The following is an 18,495-nucleotide window of genomic DNA, read 5'->3' as shown; positions in this document are numbered from 1 at the left end:
GCGGGCTGGCATATTAACGGCTAAAGTACAATAAAGGGTTTTGACACAATGTCATACCCTTTCGCGTATGAAATCCATAAAACGTCGCACAAGCCCGGCGGGGCGTACGTCGCGTATGTCGGGTTCGCCCATCTCATCAGCGGCACCCGCCGCCCATGCCAGCAACCCCGCCGAGGTGGAGAACATGGGCCAGGTCGCCGCGTTTTCCGGCAGCCCCACGATCCGGCGCGGACGGCCCAGGCGGACCTGACGGTTCAGGATGCGCGCGGCCATCGGCCCGATCCCTTCCAGCAGCGATCCGCCCCCCGTCAGGATGACGCGCCCGTCCGATGCGGGGCCGACGCCCGCCATTTCCAGCCTGTCCCGAACCATTTCCAGTGTTTCCTCCACACGCGGATGGATGATCGAGACAATTCTTGCACGTGGAATTCTGACGTAATGATGGTCGTTGTCACCAATAAGCTGCACAAGGATCGGATCGTGATCGTCGCCTGCCAGCAGTTCGGCTGACCCGTGCATGGTTTTCAGCCGCTCGGCATTGTCGATGGATGTGGACAGTCCATGGGCGATATCGCGGGTGATGTGCAGCCCGCCCACGGGAATCGTGGAGGTATGCAGCAGCCGCCCTTCGCCAAACACGCCGATGGAGGTGGTGCCCCCACCCATATCCACAACCGTCGCGCCAAGGTTGCGCTCATCCTCGTTCATGACCGCAAGGCCGGAGGCGAGGGGGGATGAGACCATGCCCTCGATATTCAGTTCCACGCGCGACAGTACGGCTTCAAGGTTGCGCAGGGCGGTCGTGTTGGCATCAATGACATGCAGGCGTGCGGAAAGCAGGTCGCACAGGTGCCCGCGCGGGTCGAGCACTTCCTGCGTGTCATCAACCGCGTAATCCAGCGGCAGGGTATGGATGGCGGACCGCCCTTCCGACACTGCCCGCAGGCGGCCTTCGGCGATGATGCGGCTGACATCGCCCTTTGTGATCTCGCGCCCGCCGATGGGCCAGCGCGCATTGATATGCCGGCTTTCGGGATGGCCACAGGACAGGTTGACGAAAATCGAGTCGCGGCGTTCCGTCGCCATGTCCTCCGCCTGGGCCACGGCGGCGCGGATGGCGCTTTCCGCTTCGCGCAGGTCCACGATCCCGCCCGACCGCACGCCATGCGACCGGCGCCAGCCATGGCCCAGAATCCGGATGGTGTTGTCAGGCTCGCCGCGTCCGATCAGGCACACGATCTTGGTGGAACCGATATCCAGCACGCTGAACGGTCCCGTACGCAGCCTGCGCGCGGGGGCGCGTTCTTCCGCCGGCACCAGTGCGGTGGCCTGACGGGAACGTGATGTCCGCGCGGGCCTGCCCTCCGCGCGAAGGGCCGGGACCGGCGCGCCCGGTGTGGATGTGCGTGGGGTGGGAAGAACCGTCTTCACCGGCCCCGGCACTGGATATGTCATGCCCGCCTCCGTCTTGAACCGGCATCAGGTAAAAGCCATGGCGCGGAAGGTGCCTGATCCCCCGTAGGGGCCGCCTGCGGTTGCGTGTCGCCTTTGTCCCGGTCCGTATCGCCGGATGGGGCAGCGGGGTTTTCACGTATGATCAGGCGGTCAGGCAGGCGCATGTCTATGGCGATGACCGGCCGGTCCAGTATTTTTATGTTTTCCTGCATTTGTGCAAGTCGCTTCAGCGCCGCGACCTCCTGTCCTTCGGGCAGGAGGATGGTCGTGCCGTTGCGCAGGGTCAGGTTCCACCGGCGCTGGCCCACGCGGGCGGCGGCCACCACATGGCTGCGTACTTCGGGCTGGGCGGACAGTTCATCGATCAGCGCCGCGGCGGCTGTGTTCGCGTCCGGCCCCACGACCAGCGGCAGTTGCATGAAGGCTTCAGCATCCTTGCCGGTCATGCCCTGGTCACGCACCGGATTGCCCTCGCGGTCGATCAGGGAGAAATGGCCGTGATTCTGCCACACGGCGAACGGACGGCGTTCAAACAGATGGATGATGATGGTGTGGGGCAGATGCCGTTCCACCACGGAATGATCGACAAACGGCAGGTCGTCGATCCGCTTGCGCGCGGCGGTGACGGAAAATCCAAGGATGAAATCACCCGTCCGCACGCCCAGCGCTTCCTGCAGGGCGGTTTCACTGGTCAGCACGCAGCCCGTCACGTCGATTTCGGTAATACGCAGCGGCAGCATGTTGATGACGCGCGCGCGCAGGGGCGCGAAACGGGTGTCCGACCCGAAATGCCGGAATGCCGTGGCGCAGCCTGCCACGATCCCGGCCAGCACGAGCAGGACCAGCAACGGACGCAGCAGCCGTTTCTGCTTGCGCAGGAAAAGCGAAAGCCGGGAAGGGCGATGGCTGCTGTCAGTCGGTCGTTTCATGTACGACAGGTCGCGTGGTCGATCATCCACTGGCACAGTGCGGCATAATCTGTGCCACATGCCGCCGCCTGTTCAGGCAGGAGCGAGGTCGGCGTCATGCCCGGCTGGGTATTGGTTTCCAGAATCACGAGACGACCGGGCCCGGTCGGGTCCGTCGTGTCGTCATAGCGGAAATCCGTGCGGCTCGCCCCCCGGCAGCCCAGTGCGCGGTGCGCGGCCAGCGCGAGTTCACGCGCCTGCGCGAAGGCCGCGGGATGAATGCGCGCCGGAAGTTCATGGCATGAACCACCTGCGGCGTATTTGGCCTGATAATCGTAAAAACCGGTTCCATTGCCCGCTGGTGTTATATCCGTAACCGTCAGCGCGCGGTCTTCCAGCACGCCTACGGTCAGTTCCCGACCCGGCACGAATTCTTCTACAAGGATATGCGTGCCAAATGACCATGACTGCGCGACCATGGCGCGACGGTTGCTGCCGGGATGGATGATCTCGACCCCGACGGACGAGCCCTCATTCAACGGCTTGATCACATACGGGACGGGCAGCGGGTCCGCCGGTTCCAGTTCGGCGGGCGTCATGACCCGACCCGTCGCCACCGGCAGGCCGGCGGCGGCGAAAACCGTCCGCGCGGCGTCCTTGTCCATGGCCGTGGCGGATGCCCGTACGCCGGAATGGGTATAGGGAATGCCGATCCAGTCCAGCACGCCCTGAATGGAGCCGTCCTCGCCAAAGCGGCCATGCAGGGCGTTGAAGACAACATCGGGCCTGTGGTCATGCAGGTCGCGCACGATTGTCAGCAGGTCTGTTCCCGTATCGATGCAGCGCACCGTATGACCAAGACCCCGCAGGGCGTCTGCCACGTTGCGACCGCTGTTCAGGCTGACTTCGCGCTCGGCGGACAGGCCGCCCATCAGGACGGAAATCTTCCGACGGGTCATGCGCATTCTCCATTGGTGACAGGGCGACCGATTCGTTTGATTTCCCAGCGCAGGGTAACGCCCGTATGGTCATGCACGCGCCTGCGTACGGTTTCGCCCAGCCGCTCAAGATCGCCCGCGCAGGCATCCCCCGTATTGAGCATGAAGTTGCAGTGTTTCTCGCTGATCTGCGCGCCGCCTTCACGCAGGCCCCGACAGCCCGCCGCATCGATCAGTTCCCATGCCTTGCGGTCGGATTCGTCCGGGGCGGGGTTGCGGAAGGTGGACCCGCCGGTGCGGGCGCGTACGGGCTGGGCCGCTTCACGCGCCGCGCGGATTTCCTCAATACGCTGGCGGATGACGGCAGGCGGGGCTTCAATCCCGTTCAGCCGCGCGCGCACGACAACCGCATGTGCGGGCAGGGTGGCATGGCGGTACCCGAAATCCAGCGATGCGGCAGGCAGGCGCAGAAGCCTTCCGTCGCGGGTGACGACCTCCACCCAGTCCAGGACGGTTGCCATGTCCGAACCATAGGCCCCCGCGTTCATCGCCACTGCGCCGCCGATGGAACCGGGAATGCCCGCAAGGAATTCCAGCCCGGCCAGTCCCGCTTCCGCCGCATGTTCGGCAACGGTCATGTCAAGGCAGGCGGCCCCCGCGATCAGGCCATCCCCATCGCGCGTGATGGTGGAAAAGCCGCGTGCGAGACGGATCACCAGCCCGTCCACACCGCCGTCGCGCACGATCACGTTGGAACACGCGCCCAGCGCCAGCACCGGCACCTCCAGCGGCAGGCGACGCAGGACCTGCGCCAGATCCTCCGCACTTGCGGGCTGAAACAGCAGCTCCGCCGGTCCCCCCACGCGGAACCATGTGCGCGGGCCAAGGGCTGCCTGCGCGGTCAGGCGGCCACGGGGATGGAATTCATCCGTATCCAGAACCCGCGCCCACGGGGGCAGGGCGGACATGGCAGGGGGCGTCTCGCTCATTGATGGGCTTCCGCCTTCTGGGCGGGGGCTGCATGCGTGCCGGACTGGAGTTCCGCCAGTTGACCCGGCAGCGCCTGTGCCCAGTTGGTGATGCTGCCTGCGCCAAGGCAGACCACGAAATCACCGGGGCGGGCGATGGCGTTGATCATTTCCGCCAGATGTTCCGGGCCGGGCAGGGGCACGACCGAACGGTGCCCGCGTTCACGCAGTCCTTCCACCAGCGCGTCACGGTCAATGCCATCAATCGGCTGTTCGCCCGCCGCATAGACATCGGCGATGATGACGGTGCCCGCATCGTTCATGCAGGTGCAGAATTCGTTGAACAGGGTCTGCAGCCGGGAATAACGGTGCGGCTGCACCACCGCGATCACGTTGCCCGCGCCCGCCTGCCGGGCCGCCTTCAGCACGGCGGCGATTTCCACGGGGTGATGGCCGTAATCGTCGATCACGGTAATGCCGCCGGTTTCCCCCGTGCGGGTGAAGCGGCGCTTGACGCCACGGAACGCGGCGAAGGCGGAGCGGATGGTCGCGTCGTCGATTTCCATCTCCGTGCCGACAGCAATCGCCGCCAGCGCGTTCTGCACATTATGGTGGCCAAGCATGGGCAGGCGGAACGGCCCCGCCCGGCGGGAACGGTTGCGGTTGCGGTTGGTGATCACGACCTCGAACGTTGCGCCCAGTTTGTCGGTAATGACCTTTTCCGCGCGCACGTCCGCCTGCGGGGAAAAACCATAGGTGATGATCCGGTGGTCCGACAGGCGCGGGATCATCTGCTGAACGGCGGGATGGTCGATGCACAGGACCGCAAAGCCGTAGAAGGGGATGTTGGACACGAACTGGTCATAGGCCGCCTGCATGGCCTCTTCCGTGCCCCAGTGGTCCAGATGCTCGGGGTCCATGTTGGTCACGACCGTAATGACGGAGGGCAGGCGCAGGAAGGAGCCATCGCTCTCATCCGCCTCCACCACCATCCAGTCACCCGAGCCCATGCGGGTATTGGTGCCGTAGGCTTCGATGATGCCGCCATTGATGACGGTGGGATCAAGCTTCGCCGCTTCCAGTACTGCGGCGACAAGGCTGGTTGTCGTGGTCTTGCCATGCGTGCCGCCAACCGCGACCGACCAGCGCAGGCGCATGAGTTCCGCCAGCATTTCCGCCCGGCGCACTACCGGGATCAGCCGCGCGCGCGCGGCCACGACTTCGGGGTTGTCGCGCTGTACGGCGGTGGATGTGACCACCACCTGCGCATTGCCAAGATTGGCCGCGTCATGGCCTATGGTCACGGGAATGCCCGCGGCCCGCAACCGCTGGACATTGGCGTTTTCCGCAATGTCGGAACCCTGCACCACGTAGCCGAGCATGTGCAGCACTTCGGCAATGCCGGACATGCCGATCCCGCCAATGCCGACGAAATGAATGGTGCCAATGGAAAGGGGCAGGGCTCTCATGTAACCGGGTCTCCGTAATCGCGCAGCGGGAATTAAGCGGTGCGGGGCTGCTCAGGCAAGCGTGCTTCTATCATGTCCGCCAGACGGGTGGCGGCATCGGGACGGCCAAGGCTGGCCGCGGCCTGTGCCGTGCGGGCCAGCAGGTCACGGTCGCCCAGCAGGGTGGTAAGGCGGTCGGTCAGGGCAGGGGCGGTAAAATCAGGCTGGCGGATCATCCATGCAGCCCCCGCGTCGCTCAGCGCCTGCGCGTTGGCGCCCTGTTCATCACGGGCCGCGATGGGCAGCGGCACCAGCAGGGACGGACGCCCCGCTACGGTCAGTTCCGCAACCGACGATCCGCCCGCACGGCCAATGACCAGATGGGCGGTGCGCAGGCGATCGGGCACATCATCAAGGAATGGCGCGACGTGGGCGGGAATTCCCGCCGTGGCGTATGCCGCGCTGACACGCGCCACATCTTCCGCACGTGCCTGCTGTGTCACCTGAATCCGCGCGCGCAGGGCAGGGGGCAGGGCGGCAAGGGCCGTGGGCACGACATCACTGAACACCCGCGCGCCAAGCGATCCGCCCCAGACCAGCAGGTTTATGACCCCATTGGACGGGCTGTACCCTTCTCCCGCCAGTGCCGCGATGTCAGGCCGTACCGGCATGCCCGTAAGGGTGGTGGGAATGGCGGCGGGCACCCCCGCGACAAGGCTGAAGGAGGTCGCGATCGCATCCATGCGCGACGCCAGGAAGCCATTGGCCTTGCCCAGAACGGCGTTGCCTTCATGCACGAACAGCATCGGCCGTATGGCCCGTGGCAGCAGGCTGCCCCCCAGCAGTGGCGGAACGGAAGGATACCCGCCAAAGCCAATGACGGCGGATGGCCGCAGCCGCGCCAGTATGCGCCGCGCCTGCATCGTGCCCCGTGCCAGCGCGAATGCCGCGCGCGCGGCCCGGACTGCACCGCGTCCCGCAATGCCGCCGCCGGGCAGGACAAACTGCTGGCGGCTTGCGAATATGCCGCTTTCGCGCACGCCCGCGCGGCGGTCGGTCATGAGGATGATGTCATGTCCCCGTCGCACCAGTTCGCAGGACAGGGCTTCGGCAGGGAAGAAATGGCCACCGGTCCCTCCGGCCGCGACAGCAATGCAGTGACGGGTCATGACGGTACTTTCCGGTTTGAAGAGGGGGCCTGCCCGAACTGTCCGAACCGGCCTTCGCCCAGTCGGCTGCGGGTCAGGGCCAGAACCATGCCGATGGTCAGGGCGACCGACATGGCGGACGATCCGCCATAGGAAATGAACGGCAGGGTCATACCCTTGGTCGGGATCAGGTGCAGGGTCGAACCCATGTTTACGAAAGCCTGCAACCCGAACCCCGTCATCAGTCCCGCCGTCGCCACCGCGATGAACGGATCGTTCTCGCGCAGCAGCTTGAGCAGCGTGCGGATGACCATTACGGCAAACACCCCGATGATGAACAGACATATCAGCATGCCGAATTCCTCACCCGCCACGGCGAATACGAAGTCGGCATGCGCATCGGGCAGCAGGTCCTTCACCCGGCCTTCACCCGGCCCGCGCCCCAGCAGTCCGCCATTGCCAAAGGCGCGCAGGGCGGTATCGATCTGATAATGGTCGCCCACGGCGGGATGCAGGAAACGTTCCACGCGCGAACGCACATGCGGGAACACCATATAGGCCCCGATGAACGCCGCGACCATGCTGGCGGCCCCTGCACCGACCAGAAACAGGCTGAGCCCGTCGATGAAAAGCTGGGTCAGGAAAACGGTGGTGATGACGCTGAGCATCCCGATATCAGGCTGCGACTTGAGCAGCAGCAGCACGACCCCGAACAGCCCGAACGCCACCAGCAGGCCGGGGAAATACCGTCGCTCCTTACGCACCGTCAGCAGCCAGGCCGTGACAACGGCAAAACAGGGCTTGAGGAATTCCGATGGCTGGACCGACATCATCGGCAGCGCGATCCAACGGCGCGCGCCCTTGATCTCGATCCCATGCACAAGGGTCAGGAACGTAGCCCCCAGCGCCAGCACGAAGCCCACCCAGGCGGCTATCCGCACCCCGCGCAGGGACAGTAACGACGTGGCGATGACAATGCCCGCCGCCAGCAGCAGGAAGCAGACCTGCTTGAAAATGAACATGTCGCGCGACGCACCGATACGCACCGCCACCGCCGGACTTGCCGCCAGCATCAGGATGTAGCCAAAGCCGATCAGGATGCCGACGCATATCAGCGTGACCCGGTCGATGCTTCGCCACCACCGCGCCGCCTGCGAGGTGTTTATGCGCGACAGGCCACTCATGCGCGAAAACTTCCACCTGCATGCGCCGTCAGATCGCGCACGAGGGCCGCGAAGCGCGCTCCACGTTCCTCAAACCCGCTGAACTGGTCGAAACTGGCGCAGGCAGGTGAAAGCATTACCGCATCCGCGTGCAGTGTGCGTGCCGCCTCCAGCGCATCCGGTACGGCGCGTTCAAGCGTATCGACAATACGGCAGGGAATATCGTGGCGTTCCAGCGTCCGCGCCAGTTCAGGGGCATCGCGCCCGATCAGCAGGGCAAGGGCAATGCGGTCGAACAGGGGGGCAAGATCCTCGATGCCGCCTGCCTTGGCGATGCCGCCCGCAATCCAGATCATCCGGTCATGGCAGGCTAGCGCACGGGCGGTCGCATCGGCGTTGGTGGCCTTGCTGTCATTGATGAACCGGATGCCATCAATGGTTCCCACCACTTTCTGCCGGTGATCCAGCGCGCGGAACGATACCAGCGCGGGTTCTATCGCCGTCCGTGGTACGCCCAGATGCAGCGCCATGGCACTCGCCGCTGCCGCGTTTTCACGGTTATGGGTGCCGGGCAGGTCATGGACAGGACGCAGATCCGCGATGACGCCCTGCTGGTCACATAGTGCCGTGGTGGTGCAGTACAGGTCACATTGCGCGACATCGGTGCCGCTTATGCATGCGATACGGGCGCGGGATGCGGCAAGCCTGCGGTGCAGGTCGGCAAGATTGGGTAGCGTGGCCCCCAGCACGGCCAGGTCGCCCTGATGCTGGTGATCGAATACATGCAGTTTCGCCGTGACATACCCGGCCATGTCCCCATGACGGTCCAGATGGTCGGGCGTCAGGTTCAGCAGGCAGGCAGCATCGAAATGCAGCCGTTCCAGCCGTTCGAGCATGTAGGACGACATTTCGAGCACATAGACACCGTTATCGGGCAATAATGGCAGCGAGAGGGCGGCTGGCCCCAGATTGCCCCCCACAGCCACGGGCACGCCAGCGCTTTCCAGCATATGGGCCAGCAGCACGGTGGTAGTTGATTTGCCGTTGGTGCCGGTGATGCCTGCAAAACGTGCGCGGCTGCCTGCCGCCCGGACGGCACGGAACAGGATTTCCGCATCCGACACGATGGGCACGCCCGCTTCCATCGCCATGGTCGCAAGCGGGTGCGGCGCGGGCAGGCGGTGCGGGATGCCGGGGGACAGGATAAGGGCGGCAAGCCCCAGCATGCCGGTAAAGGGGGCGATCTTCAGCCGTTCATGGGTGGGTAGCGCGGCGCGCGCGCTGGCATTGTCATCCCACGCCTGCACGCTGGCCCCCATGGCCAGCAGTGCGGCAACGGCTGCGTTGCCATTACGGCCCAGTCCCGCCACCCCGTAATGGTAGCCCGCGAACAGGGTAGAAGGAAAAGAGCCGTTCAACGCAGTTTCAGCGTGGCCAGACCACACAGCCCCAGCACGATGGATACGATCCAGAAGCGGATTACGATCTTGGATTCAGCCCAGCCCTTTTTTTCGAAATGGTGGTGCAGCGGGGCCATCAGGAACACGCGCCGTCCGGTGCGCTTGTACCAGAACACCTGAATGATGACGGAAAATGTTTCCACCACGAACAGGCCCCCCACAATGCACAGCACCAGTTCATGCTTGACGGCGACGGCGACGGCACCCAGCGCCCCGCCAAGCGCCAGCGATCCCGTATCCCCCATGAACACGGCCGCGGGCGGTGCGTTGAACCACAGGAAACCAAGTCCGGCACCCACCAATGCCGAACAGAATACCCCCAGTTCCCCCGTGCCGGGTACGGCATGAAGCTGCAGGTAGTCAGCGAAGATATGGTTGCCGACAAGGTAGGAAATCAGCGCGAAGACCAGGGACGCGACGATAACCGGCACGATGGCCAGTCCGTCCAGCCCGTCGGTAAAGTTCACCGCGTTGCCAAAACCCGTAATCGTGATCATGGCGAACAGGGGAAAGGCATAGCCAAGCGGCAGCAGCAGATCCTTGACGAAGGGGAAGGCCAGATGATTGGCAAGGTCGGGCGGCATGAGGCTTTCCAGCCAGATCCCCCCGATCAGCGAGGCCGAGAACTCACACCCCAGCCGCATGCGTTTGGAAACGCCATCGGTATTGCGGCGGGACAGCTTGAGGTAGTCATCCGCGAACCCCACCGCGCCAAAAGCCAGCGTGGTCAGCATCACCGCCCATACAAATCCGTTGGTAAGGTCAGCCCATAACAGCGTCGATCCGAATAGTGAAAGCAGGATCAGCACGCCGCCCATGGTGGGGGTGCCCACTTTCTCGATCAGGTGGCGTTCCGGACCCAGCTTGCGGATGGGCTGTCCCTCGCGCTGGATGCGACGCAACTGCGCAATCAGCGGATTGCCCAGACACAGGCTGATGAGCAGCGCGGTCATGCACGCCGCGCCGGAACGGAAGGTGATGTAGCGGAACAGGTTGAGCACGGAAGTATGGGACGTGGCATGCTGCTGGAACAGGTCATAAAGCATCAGGCCAGCCCCGCCTGCACGGTATCCGCCCGCAGGGCCGCAACGATCCGGTCCATCCGGCTGCCATGACTGCCCTTGACCATTACGGTGTCACCGGCGCGCAGGCTGGCGCGCACGATGGGGGCCAGCAGTTCGGAATCGGGCGTCCACCCCCCCTGTAGGGAAGAAGGCAGGGTGTCGAAGAGTATTTTCATATTCGGGCCGCAACAGAAGACAGTATCCGCATTTTCACGGACAGCAGGAAGGAGGGAGGCATGCTCATGCCCCGCGAACGTGCCCAGTTCAAGCATGTCGCCCAGCACGACGACCCGCCGACCGGCTGCGACAAGCCCGAGCAGGTCAAGTGCCGCGCGGACGGATGCAGGCGAGGCATTATAGCTTTCGTCGAGCAGTGCAACACTATCGTGCATCACATGGGTGATGGCGCCACGCCCGGTGCCGGGGCGGAAGGTGGCCAGACCATCTGCCGCGCGCGTCATGTCCGCGCCGCAGGCATCGGCCGCGGCAAGGGCCAGCATGGCATTTGCCGCCATGTGGCGTCCCGGCGCATTGATGCGGGCCTGCCCGTGCCAGCCGGGCAACCGGATGTCCAGATCGCTGCCCTGCGTGTCATGCCGCGTCACTTCGACCGTTACGGTGCAGGTGGCGTCGTATCCAGCACGCCACAGGCGGGCACCTGATCCGGCGGCATTCAGCACGAAATAGTCCTCGCCCGTTATGCCAGCGGGAATGATGCCGGTGCCACCGGGGGGCAGGGCGCGCATGATCTCCGCCTTTTCACGCGCGATGGCATCCACGCTGCCCATAAGCCCCAGATGGGAGGAAGCGACCGTGCTCACGACCGCTACATCCGGGCGCACCATACGTGCCAGCGGCAGGATCTCGCCTGCATGGTTCATCCCGATTTCGCACACGCAGTAGGCGGCACCGGCGGGCAGACGCGCCAGCGTAAGCGGCACGCCCCAGTGATTGTTGTAGGACGCCACGGCGTAATGCGTCGGCCCGCAGGCTTCCAGCGCGTGACGCAGCATGTCCTTGACCGATGTCTTTCCCACGCTGCCGGTCACCGCCACCATGCGCCCGGCAAAACGCGCGCGGGCAAAGCGTGCCATGTCCTGCAGGGCGACCAGCGTATCGGCAACGGACAGGATGCGCGGATCGGCAATGTCGCATCGTTCATGGACAATGACAGCCGCCGCACCCGCGTCCAGCGCCGCGCGGACATGGGCATGGCCATTGCTGCGTTCCCCCTGCAGCGCAATGAACACATCACCGGGCCGCAAGGTACGCGTGTCGATCGAAACGCCCGTACCTGCGATATCGGATGGGATGGTGGATGGAAAATGTCCCGATGTCGCGGCCAGCAGGTCCGCGCGGCTCCATAGCAAAGTCATATAGTCCCCGTCAGGCCACGGATTACCGTGGCGTCGTCAAAAGGCAGGATTTCCCCGCCTATGATCTGCCCCTGCTCATGCCCCTTGCCCGCGACCACAAGCACGTCGCCCGCTTCCAGCATGTCCAGCCCGGTGGCGATGGCCTGACGACGGTCGCCGATTTCAAGCGCGCCGGGGGCGGCGGCCATGATGTCGGCGCGGATCGCGGCGGGAGTTTCGGAGCGGGGATTGTCATCCGTCACGATCACCCGGTCGGCAAGGCGGGTCGCGGTCGCCCCCATGACCGGACGCTTGCCCCGGTCACGGTCGCCGCCGGCACCCATCACAATAATGATCCTGCCCTGCGTATGCGGGCGCAGGGATTGCAGCAGGCGTTCAATGGCGTCGGGCGTATGGGCGAAATCAACATAGGCGGCAGCCCCGCTGGGCAGGACGGCCACGCGCTCCATGCGGCCCCGGACGCCATGCAGGCGCGGCAGCAGGTCGATGGCATGGTCTACCGATGCTTCCGTCTCCCCCGCCATGGCGGCGGCAAGAAGCAGGTTATCGACCTGGAAACGCCCGACCAGAGGCACCGTAACCTCACGCCGTCCGGCGGGGGTGGCGACATGCAGCACCTGTCCCGTGGGGGTCGGACGTGCTTCCAGCAGCTTTACCGTCTCACCCTGCGTGCCGGTCGTGCGCAGGATCAGATTACGCCGCAGCGCCACATCGCGCAGGGCGGCGCAGGTGGTCGGGTCCATATCCGCGTTGATGGCCGCTATGCCGCCTTCGGGCAGGATGGTGTCGAACAGGCGCAGCTTGGCCCCGCGATAGGCTTCGCTACTGCCATGATAGTCCAGATGGTCGCGCGTCAGGTTGCTGAAACCGGCCACATAGGGCGCAAGCCCGTCCAGCCGCCGCTGCTCCAGCCCGTGGGAGGACGCTTCTGCCGCCACATGGGTTACGCCCCCTTCGGCCATCGCACCCAGCAGGTGCATAAGCCCCACGCTGTCGGGCGTGGTCAGCACGGGGCCGCAATCGGGCAGCGGGCAGGGCGCAATGGCGCCCAGCGTGCCGATCGTGCCTGCCTTGAAGGCCTGCAGGGTCCATATCTGGCGCAGGAATTCAACCGTGCTGGTCTTGCCATTGGTGCCGGTTACCGCGGCGATATGTGAAGGCAGGCGGGGTGTCAGCGCACGGGCGATCAGCGCCAGCGCCCGGCGTGCGTCATCCGCGCGCAGCACGGTTATGCCGGGGGGGGGGGTGAAAGCCGGGTCCGTATCCAGCAGCAGCGCCGCAGCCCCTGCCGCCATGGCCTGCGCGATATAGGCCCGGCCATCCTGATGGGTGCCGCGCAGCGCGGCGAAGATCATGCCGGGGCCAATGTGGCGGCTGTCAGCGGAAATACCGGTAATGTTCAGGTGTTCTGCCCCGGCGGGGCATGACAGGTCCATCCCCGCATGGCGCAGGACTTCAGGCAGGTGCATCATTCATCCCCTGTCGCGCGGGTGCTGGGCGGGTGTGCGGCGTACGTCGTTGCGGGCGTGCAGGGCGCGGTCCGTTATCTGCGCGGTATCGGTGGCATCACGGGGCGTGCGGGCGTGGCGTGCGGCACGGGCCGGGGCATCATGTTCATGGTCATGTTCGTGCAGATGCGCGGTGCCCGGATCGTAATCCGGTCCCAGCGCGCGATAGCCACGCGGCACAGCCGGTTCCATCGGGATCGCCAGTTCGGCCTCGATCGCTGCCGTATGCTGCGTATCGGGGAACAGGCCAAGCATGGGCGCTATGCGCGTGATCATGTGCGATGCGGTGGGGGCCGCGTTCCAGCCCGCCGTTGTCCAGCCATGGGTCTGCGCTGTGGGCTTGGGGCTGTCGAGCATGACGTAAATGGCGTAGCGCGGCGCATTCATCGGGAAAATACCGGTAAAGGCCGATACGTTGACGTGCTTGAGATAGCCGCCATGCGGACCGATTTTTTCCGCCGTGCCGGTCTTGCCGCCCACATAGTAACCCGGCGATTCCGCCTTCTGCCCCGTCCCCTTGACGACATCGAGGCGCAGGATCTTGCGCAGGATATCCGCATTGGCGGCCGAGATCACACGTTCCGCATCGGGCGGGATGTCCGCGTCGGATGCAGCCGGTTCGGCTCCCGGCACCGCAGGCGCGCTGTCATGGGCCAGCAGGGTGGGCTTGAGCAGGAAGCCGCCATTGGCGGTCGCTGCCGTGCCGCGCACGATGGATAGCGGGGGTTCGGCCACACCATGGCCGAACGCCACGGTCATGGTGGTTGAAACGCCCCAGTTATGGAGGGACGGGATGATCGGATGGCCCGCTTCCGGCAGTTCGACCGGCACGCGGGAGAAAAAGCCCATATGCCGCAGCCAGTCCTGCTGCCGCGCGGCCCCCGCATCCAGCGCGATATGCGCCGCCGCCGGGTTGGAGGAATAGGCCATGACTTCAGGCAGGTACAGCCACGGCGCGAAATGGTCGGACTTCATGTCCGATATGGTGAAGCGACCGATCTTGATGGGAATGCTGGAAAAGCGGTCCCAGATATGGGCCACCCCTTCCTGCAGCGCCATGGCGGTGGTCTGCAGCTTGAAGGTCGAGCCGGGTTCATACATGCCCGTCACCGCCCGGTTGAAGCGTGAGTCGGGGGGGGCCTTGCCAAAATCATTGGCGTCATAATCGGGCAGGCTGACCATGCTGATGATCTCGCCCGTATGCACGTCCATCACGATGGCGCATGCGCCGATGGCCTGGAACATGTCCATGGCCCCCTGCAGTTCATCATGCACCACGTTCTGCACGCGCACATCCATCGACAGGCGCAGCGGCGTGCGGTCAGTGTCCAGCCGCCGGTCGAAATAACGCTCGATCCCGGCTACGCCGTGGTCGTCGATATCAACCCCGCCCAGAATCTGTGCCGCCACGCGGCCCATAGGGTAGCGACGACGCTCCCCGGGTTCGAAATACACACCGGGAATGCCCAGATTGTTGATGGCGAGTTCCTGCGCGGGGGTAATGTCGCGCGCCAGATAGACGAACTGCTTGTTCAGTGACAGGCGGCGCTTCGTTTCCGCCTCGTTCAGGGTTGGCAGCACGCTCTTGAGCTTATGGGCCGCATCCGTCGGGTCGATCATCTCCAGCGGGTTGGCATAGACCTGTGCCACCGGCAGCGACATGGCCAGCACCTGTCCGGTGCGGTCAATGACCGATGCCCGGTGAACCTGCGGCAGGACGGTGTCGCCCGCGATAATGCCCTTGGGGTCGCTTTTGGGAATGGGGGGAACCTGCGGCGCGATCTGCTGCTGCTGTGGCGGCATGGGCCGGATGATCGTGGCCAGTGTCAGCTTGAAACTGATGGCCGAAAAAAGAACGAAGAACCCGCCCGCCAGAAACAGCAGGCGCGCATGCATCCGGTCCTGCGCCATAAGCGTGCGCAGGCTTCCCCCCGGGGGGAGGGAAGCCTGCTCGCTTCTGCCATTTCGGTCATGGATCGGGTTGCTCATGCGCGTTCCGGGCGTGAAAGCCGGTAGAAAGGAAAATCAGTTGCTGACGGGAACCGGCGGCGGCAGGGCGCTGACATGCGGGCTGCCAAGGGATGTGCTTCCCATATGCGCCACCGCCGTCGGGTGCCATGCCACATCGGCAATGTTCTGGCTGCGGACGCGATAGGCGGGCATGCGGGTGGCAGGCACCACAGTGTCATGCTGGACACTGCTGGCCACAGGGGCCGGTTCGACCGCCGCAACCCGTTCCGGCGCGCGGACATGTTCAGGGGCCGCCACATGCGGCGGCGTGCGTACGTCATTCTGCGCCATCGCCCTGACCGGGGTGTCATGCGGTGTTTCCACATGGCGCGGCGTAACGGTGGCAACCGCATGATCCACATGCGCTGCCATGGCAGTGCTGACAGCGGGGATGATACGGGGGGATGACGTCACCGGTGCGTCGGCCTGTGCCGGCGTCATGCCATGGTCGGCTGCCAGGGTCGCAACCATGACGGCGCGCGGGGCAGGCGCGGGATGATGCGGCGCACTGCCGACGGCGGGCAGGTGGCTGCTCAGGGCGGACAGTTGCACGAACTGGCCGGGGGTCACGGTCTGCAGGCTCCGGTCATAGCGGCTGGCGAGGTTTGCCAGCCGGTCGGGCTGGTTCAGCATGGCCCATTCGGCCCGCAACATGGCGGTTTGTGAACGCGTGCGCTCCGTCTGCCCCACGATCTGGGCGATCTGGTGGTCCAGCGCGGTAGTCTGCTGCTTCTTGTTATACAGGAACAGGCCAGACACCGCCGCCATGACAGCGCAGAATAACGTAACAAACCGACTCATCGGGCAGGTTCCGATACTGGGGTTGGGGGAGCCGTGCATTCCATCGCGCGCAGCCGTGCACTGCGGGCGCGCGGATTGCGGCGGGTTTCATCTTCACCGGGGCGAACAGGGCGTCCGGTCAGGAGCGTAAAGCGCGTCCGCTCGGGGCGGAGCATCATGGCGCGCGGGTCATGGCGCGACGGGGCGGGCATGCGCCCGGCTGCAAGGGACATGGCCTGCTTGACCAGCCTGTCTTCCAGCGAGTGGAAGGAGACGACCACCAGCCGCCCGCCGGGCGCCAGCAGGGCAGGCGCCTGTTCCAGCACGCGCCTGATCTGTCCCAGCTCGTCATTGACGTGGATGCGCAGCCCCTGGAACGTGCGGGTCGCGGGATCAATGCCGGAACGGTCGGGCCGCACGACCGAACGCACCACATCAGCCAGTTGGGTCGTGCGCAGCAGCGGGGCTTCGGCGCGGGCGGCCACGATGGCGCGCGCCACCCGGCGCGACATGCGCTCTTCGCCATAATGGTAAATGATGTCGGCCAGTTCTTCTTCCGGCGCGTTGTTGACCACATCGGCGGCTGTGGGCCCCGTATCGGCCATGCGCATGTCCAGCGGCCCGTCCATGCGGAAGGAGAATCCGCGATCGGCCTCGTCAATCTGATAGGACGACACGCCGAGGTCGAGCACGATTCCATCAACCGCCGTAATGGCGTTTTCCGCCAGTAATTCGGCCATGTCCCCGAAGCCACCATGGAGCATATGCAGCCGTGACCCACCGCTACCATCAGGATAGGCGGGGGCGAGTGCAGCGCCGCGCTCCATGGCCGCGGGATCGCGGTCGATGCCCCACAGGGTGCAGTTGCCGGAAGCCAGAATGGCGCGGGCATAGCCGCCACCGCCAAAGGTGCCATCCACGTAGCGCCCGCCATCACGCGGGGCCAGATATTCCATGACCTCGGCCAGCATTACGGGCACATGGCCCGGATCGTGCGGGGGAAAAGCTGCGTTCATGATGACGCGCTCCCGCTGCCCGTGCCACGACCGGCCGTAAGGCGGCGGGCACTGTCGCGTGCCGCCTGACGGCGTTCCATCGCGGCCTGCGGGTCCCAGATCTGGAAGGTGCGGCCCAGCCCCATGAACGCCACCTGATCGGTAAGCCCGGCATGGCTGCGCAGGGTTTCAGGCAGCAGGATGCGGCCTTCCCGGTCGGCTTCGAACGGGTACGCATCGGCATATAGCGCTGTGGCGAGGTCGTCGTGGTCTTGGGAAAAAATATCCATCTCATCCAGCGGGCGGGTCAGTGCGGCAAAAGCATCGGCGGGCCATGCCTCAAGGCAGGGATGCAGATGGGACGGTCGCAGGATGGCAAGCGGTTCGCCCGATTTGGCCCTGGCACGCAGCGCCGTGCGGAATGCGGAAGGGATGGAAACCCGTCCTTTTGCATCCAGCCGGTTCTGGTGTGTGCCCAGGAATACACTCACGCTGCGCGATGCCCTCCCTTGCTTGGCACGTATTTCAGAAACCGACCGTATTCAGCCCAGACCGTCACGCCTGAATTCTGGTGACTGCCCTTTGCCCGGCGTAGGAATGGGATAACATGGGATTTTATGGGCGGTCAATTAAAGATGCGCGAAAGATGGCCGAAAACCGCAGTTATTCAGCACAGACACAGGTGCGGGCAGGTAAAGCGCACAATCTGCATATAAAATGGCGATGCTGTGGCAGGTTTATGTTTTGTTCTTTTGGGTAATACTTGTTAACAACACGGCGTGCGACGCTGTCGTTACGCGTGTTGTGGTGCGGATTGGGTAAATACCAGACGGTCTGTAAGCCGGGTTCTGTCCGCCCCGGAAGGGGCGGGACGGTCATTCCTCTGCGATGAGTCTTGCGACACACCTTGCGCGACCAACCCGAACGACAGGGCGGAAAACCCCCGATGGCGCCTTGCGGCCCATCCGCCGTTCCTATTCGGTCTTGCTCCCGGTGGGGTTTACCCTGCCATCCATGTTACCATGGATGCGGTGCGCTCTTACCGCACCGTTTCACCCTTGCCCCCAACACTGCCCGTATTGCTACGGACACCGCCGTGAGGGCGGTCTGTTTTCTGTGGCACTGTCCCTGGGGTCGCCCCCGCCGGCCGTTAGCCGGCACCGTTTTTCCGTGGAGCCCGGACTTTCCTCCATCACATGGCAGAACCACGCGACAGCGACCGTCCGACCGTCTGGCATGCGGAAACTGGAGGTGCAGGGGGGCTGCGTCAAGCT

The 18,495-nt window shown here is 64.9% G+C and carries 15 protein-coding genes and 1 other RNA gene; all 16 read right to left on the bottom strand.

Annotated elements, in window-relative coordinates; translation table 11 throughout:
* Positions 1-51: 51 nt before the first annotated feature.
* Positions 52-1,455: a cell division protein FtsA gene (ftsA, locus tag ACBR42_RS02180; protein WP_102323363.1), complete on the bottom strand. Its 1,404-nt coding sequence runs from the start codon at positions 1,453-1,455 to the stop codon at positions 52-54.
* Entirely contained in the window at positions 1,452-2,384 is a 933-nt protein-coding gene (locus ACBR42_RS02175; RefSeq protein ID WP_371207182.1) for a cell division protein FtsQ/DivIB, read from the bottom strand. The genes ftsA and ACBR42_RS02175 overlap by 4 nt, the downstream gene beginning before the upstream one ends.
* Positions 2,381-3,322 carry a D-alanine--D-alanine ligase gene (locus ACBR42_RS02170; protein ID WP_371207181.1) on the bottom strand — a complete coding sequence of 314 codons (942 nt, stop codon included), beginning with the start codon at positions 3,320-3,322 and terminating at the stop codon, positions 2,381-2,383. Before ACBR42_RS02170 ends, ACBR42_RS02175 begins: the two co-directional genes overlap by 4 nt.
* Entirely contained in the window at positions 3,319-4,269 is a 951-nt protein-coding gene (gene murB, locus ACBR42_RS02165; protein WP_243705350.1) for a UDP-N-acetylmuramate dehydrogenase, read from the bottom strand. The genes ACBR42_RS02170 and murB overlap by 4 nt, the downstream gene beginning before the upstream one ends.
* A 17-nt stretch (positions 4,270-4,286) precedes the next feature.
* A complete protein-coding gene (murC, locus tag ACBR42_RS02160; protein ID WP_102323366.1) occupies positions 4,287-5,738 on the bottom strand; it encodes a UDP-N-acetylmuramate--L-alanine ligase in 1,452 nt (483 codons plus the stop codon).
* A 32-nt stretch (positions 5,739-5,770) separates the two neighbouring features.
* Entirely contained in the window at positions 5,771-6,886 is a 1,116-nt protein-coding gene (locus tag ACBR42_RS02155; RefSeq protein WP_282759686.1) for a UDP-N-acetylglucosamine--N-acetylmuramyl-(pentapeptide) pyrophosphoryl-undecaprenol N-acetylglucosamine transferase, read from the bottom strand.
* Positions 6,883-8,049 carry an FtsW/RodA/SpoVE family cell cycle protein gene (locus tag ACBR42_RS02150; RefSeq protein WP_102323368.1) on the bottom strand — a complete coding sequence of 389 codons (1,167 nt, stop codon included), beginning with the start codon at positions 8,047-8,049 and terminating at the stop codon, positions 6,883-6,885. Before ACBR42_RS02150 ends, ACBR42_RS02155 begins: the two co-directional genes overlap by 4 nt.
* Positions 8,046-9,446, bottom strand: a complete 1,401-nt coding sequence (murD, locus tag ACBR42_RS02145) for a UDP-N-acetylmuramoyl-L-alanine--D-glutamate ligase (RefSeq protein WP_371207180.1) — start codon at positions 9,444-9,446, stop codon at positions 8,046-8,048. Before murD ends, ACBR42_RS02150 begins: the two co-directional genes overlap by 4 nt.
* Positions 9,443-10,534 carry a phospho-N-acetylmuramoyl-pentapeptide-transferase gene (gene mraY, locus ACBR42_RS02140; protein ID WP_110547881.1) on the bottom strand — a complete coding sequence of 364 codons (1,092 nt, stop codon included), beginning with the start codon at positions 10,532-10,534 and terminating at the stop codon, positions 9,443-9,445. Before mraY ends, murD begins: the two co-directional genes overlap by 4 nt.
* Positions 10,534-11,928: a UDP-N-acetylmuramoyl-tripeptide--D-alanyl-D-alanine ligase gene (gene murF / locus ACBR42_RS02135; RefSeq protein WP_371207179.1), complete on the bottom strand. Its 1,395-nt coding sequence runs from the start codon at positions 11,926-11,928 to the stop codon at positions 10,534-10,536. The genes mraY and murF overlap by 1 nt, the downstream gene beginning before the upstream one ends.
* Entirely contained in the window at positions 11,925-13,397 is a 1,473-nt protein-coding gene (locus ACBR42_RS02130) for a UDP-N-acetylmuramoyl-L-alanyl-D-glutamate--2,6-diaminopimelate ligase (RefSeq protein WP_371207313.1), read from the bottom strand. The genes murF and ACBR42_RS02130 overlap by 4 nt, the downstream gene beginning before the upstream one ends.
* 3 nt (positions 13,398-13,400) lie before the next feature.
* Positions 13,401-15,425, bottom strand: coding sequence for a penicillin-binding protein 2 (locus ACBR42_RS02125; RefSeq protein WP_110547879.1), 2,025 nt, complete (start codon positions 15,423-15,425; stop codon positions 13,401-13,403).
* Between the two features lie 36 nt (positions 15,426-15,461).
* Entirely contained in the window at positions 15,462-16,247 is a 786-nt protein-coding gene (locus tag ACBR42_RS02120) for an ABC transporter permease (protein ID WP_282759694.1), read from the bottom strand.
* Complete coding sequence (gene rsmH / locus ACBR42_RS02115) at positions 16,244-17,242, bottom strand: 16S rRNA (cytosine(1402)-N(4))-methyltransferase RsmH (RefSeq protein WP_110547877.1); 999 nt, start codon at positions 17,240-17,242, stop codon at positions 16,244-16,246. Before rsmH ends, ACBR42_RS02120 begins: the two co-directional genes overlap by 4 nt.
* Positions 17,239-17,712, bottom strand: a complete 474-nt coding sequence (gene mraZ, locus ACBR42_RS02110; protein ID WP_102323375.1) for a division/cell wall cluster transcriptional repressor MraZ — start codon at positions 17,710-17,712, stop codon at positions 17,239-17,241. The genes rsmH and mraZ overlap by 4 nt, the downstream gene beginning before the upstream one ends.
* A gap of 330 nt (positions 17,713-18,042) precedes the next feature.
* Positions 18,043-18,456, bottom strand: an RNA gene (gene rnpB / locus ACBR42_RS02105) — RNase P RNA component class A.
* Positions 18,457-18,495 lie beyond the last annotated feature (39 nt).

Source organism: Komagataeibacter sp. SM21, assembly GCF_041402665.1.
Lineage (GTDB): Bacteria > Pseudomonadota > Alphaproteobacteria > Acetobacterales > Acetobacteraceae > Komagataeibacter > Komagataeibacter saccharivorans.
The sequence above is the reverse complement of the archived record's forward strand: the minus strand, read 5'-3'. Positions and strand labels throughout refer to the sequence as shown.

Excerpts from the sequence above, each read along its gene's own strand:
- ftsA (WP_102323363.1), bottom strand. The coding sequence starts at position 1,455 with ATGACATATCCAGTGCCGGGGCCGGTGAAGACGGTTCTTCCCACCCCA.
- ACBR42_RS02175 (WP_371207182.1), bottom strand. The coding sequence starts at position 2,384 with ATGAAACGACCGACTGACAGCAGCCATCGCCCTTCCCGGCTTTCGCTT.
- ACBR42_RS02170 (WP_371207181.1), bottom strand. The coding sequence starts at position 3,322 with ATGACCCGTCGGAAGATTTCCGTCCTGATGGGCGGCCTGTCCGCCGAG.
- murB (WP_243705350.1), bottom strand. The coding sequence starts at position 4,269 with ATGTCCGCCCTGCCCCCGTGGGCGCGGGTTCTGGATACGGATGAATTC.
- murC (WP_102323366.1), bottom strand. The coding sequence starts at position 5,738 with ATGAGAGCCCTGCCCCTTTCCATTGGCACCATTCATTTCGTCGGCATT.
- ACBR42_RS02155 (WP_282759686.1), bottom strand. The coding sequence starts at position 6,886 with ATGACCCGTCACTGCATTGCTGTCGCGGCCGGAGGGACCGGTGGCCAT.
- ACBR42_RS02150 (WP_102323368.1), bottom strand. The coding sequence starts at position 8,049 with ATGAGTGGCCTGTCGCGCATAAACACCTCGCAGGCGGCGCGGTGGTGG.
- mraY (WP_110547881.1), bottom strand. The coding sequence starts at position 10,534 with ATGCTTTATGACCTGTTCCAGCAGCATGCCACGTCCCATACTTCCGTG.
- murF (WP_371207179.1), bottom strand. The coding sequence starts at position 11,928 with ATGACTTTGCTATGGAGCCGCGCGGACCTGCTGGCCGCGACATCGGGA.
- ACBR42_RS02130 (WP_371207313.1), bottom strand. The coding sequence starts at position 13,397 with ATGCACCTGCCTGAAGTCCTGCGCCATGCGGGGATGGACCTGTCATGC.
- ACBR42_RS02125 (WP_110547879.1), bottom strand. The coding sequence starts at position 15,425 with ATGAGCAACCCGATCCATGACCGAAATGGCAGAAGCGAGCAGGCTTCC.
- ACBR42_RS02120 (WP_282759694.1), bottom strand. The coding sequence starts at position 16,247 with ATGAGTCGGTTTGTTACGTTATTCTGCGCTGTCATGGCGGCGGTGTCT.
- rsmH (WP_110547877.1), bottom strand. The coding sequence starts at position 17,242 with ATGAACGCAGCTTTTCCCCCGCACGATCCGGGCCATGTGCCCGTAATG.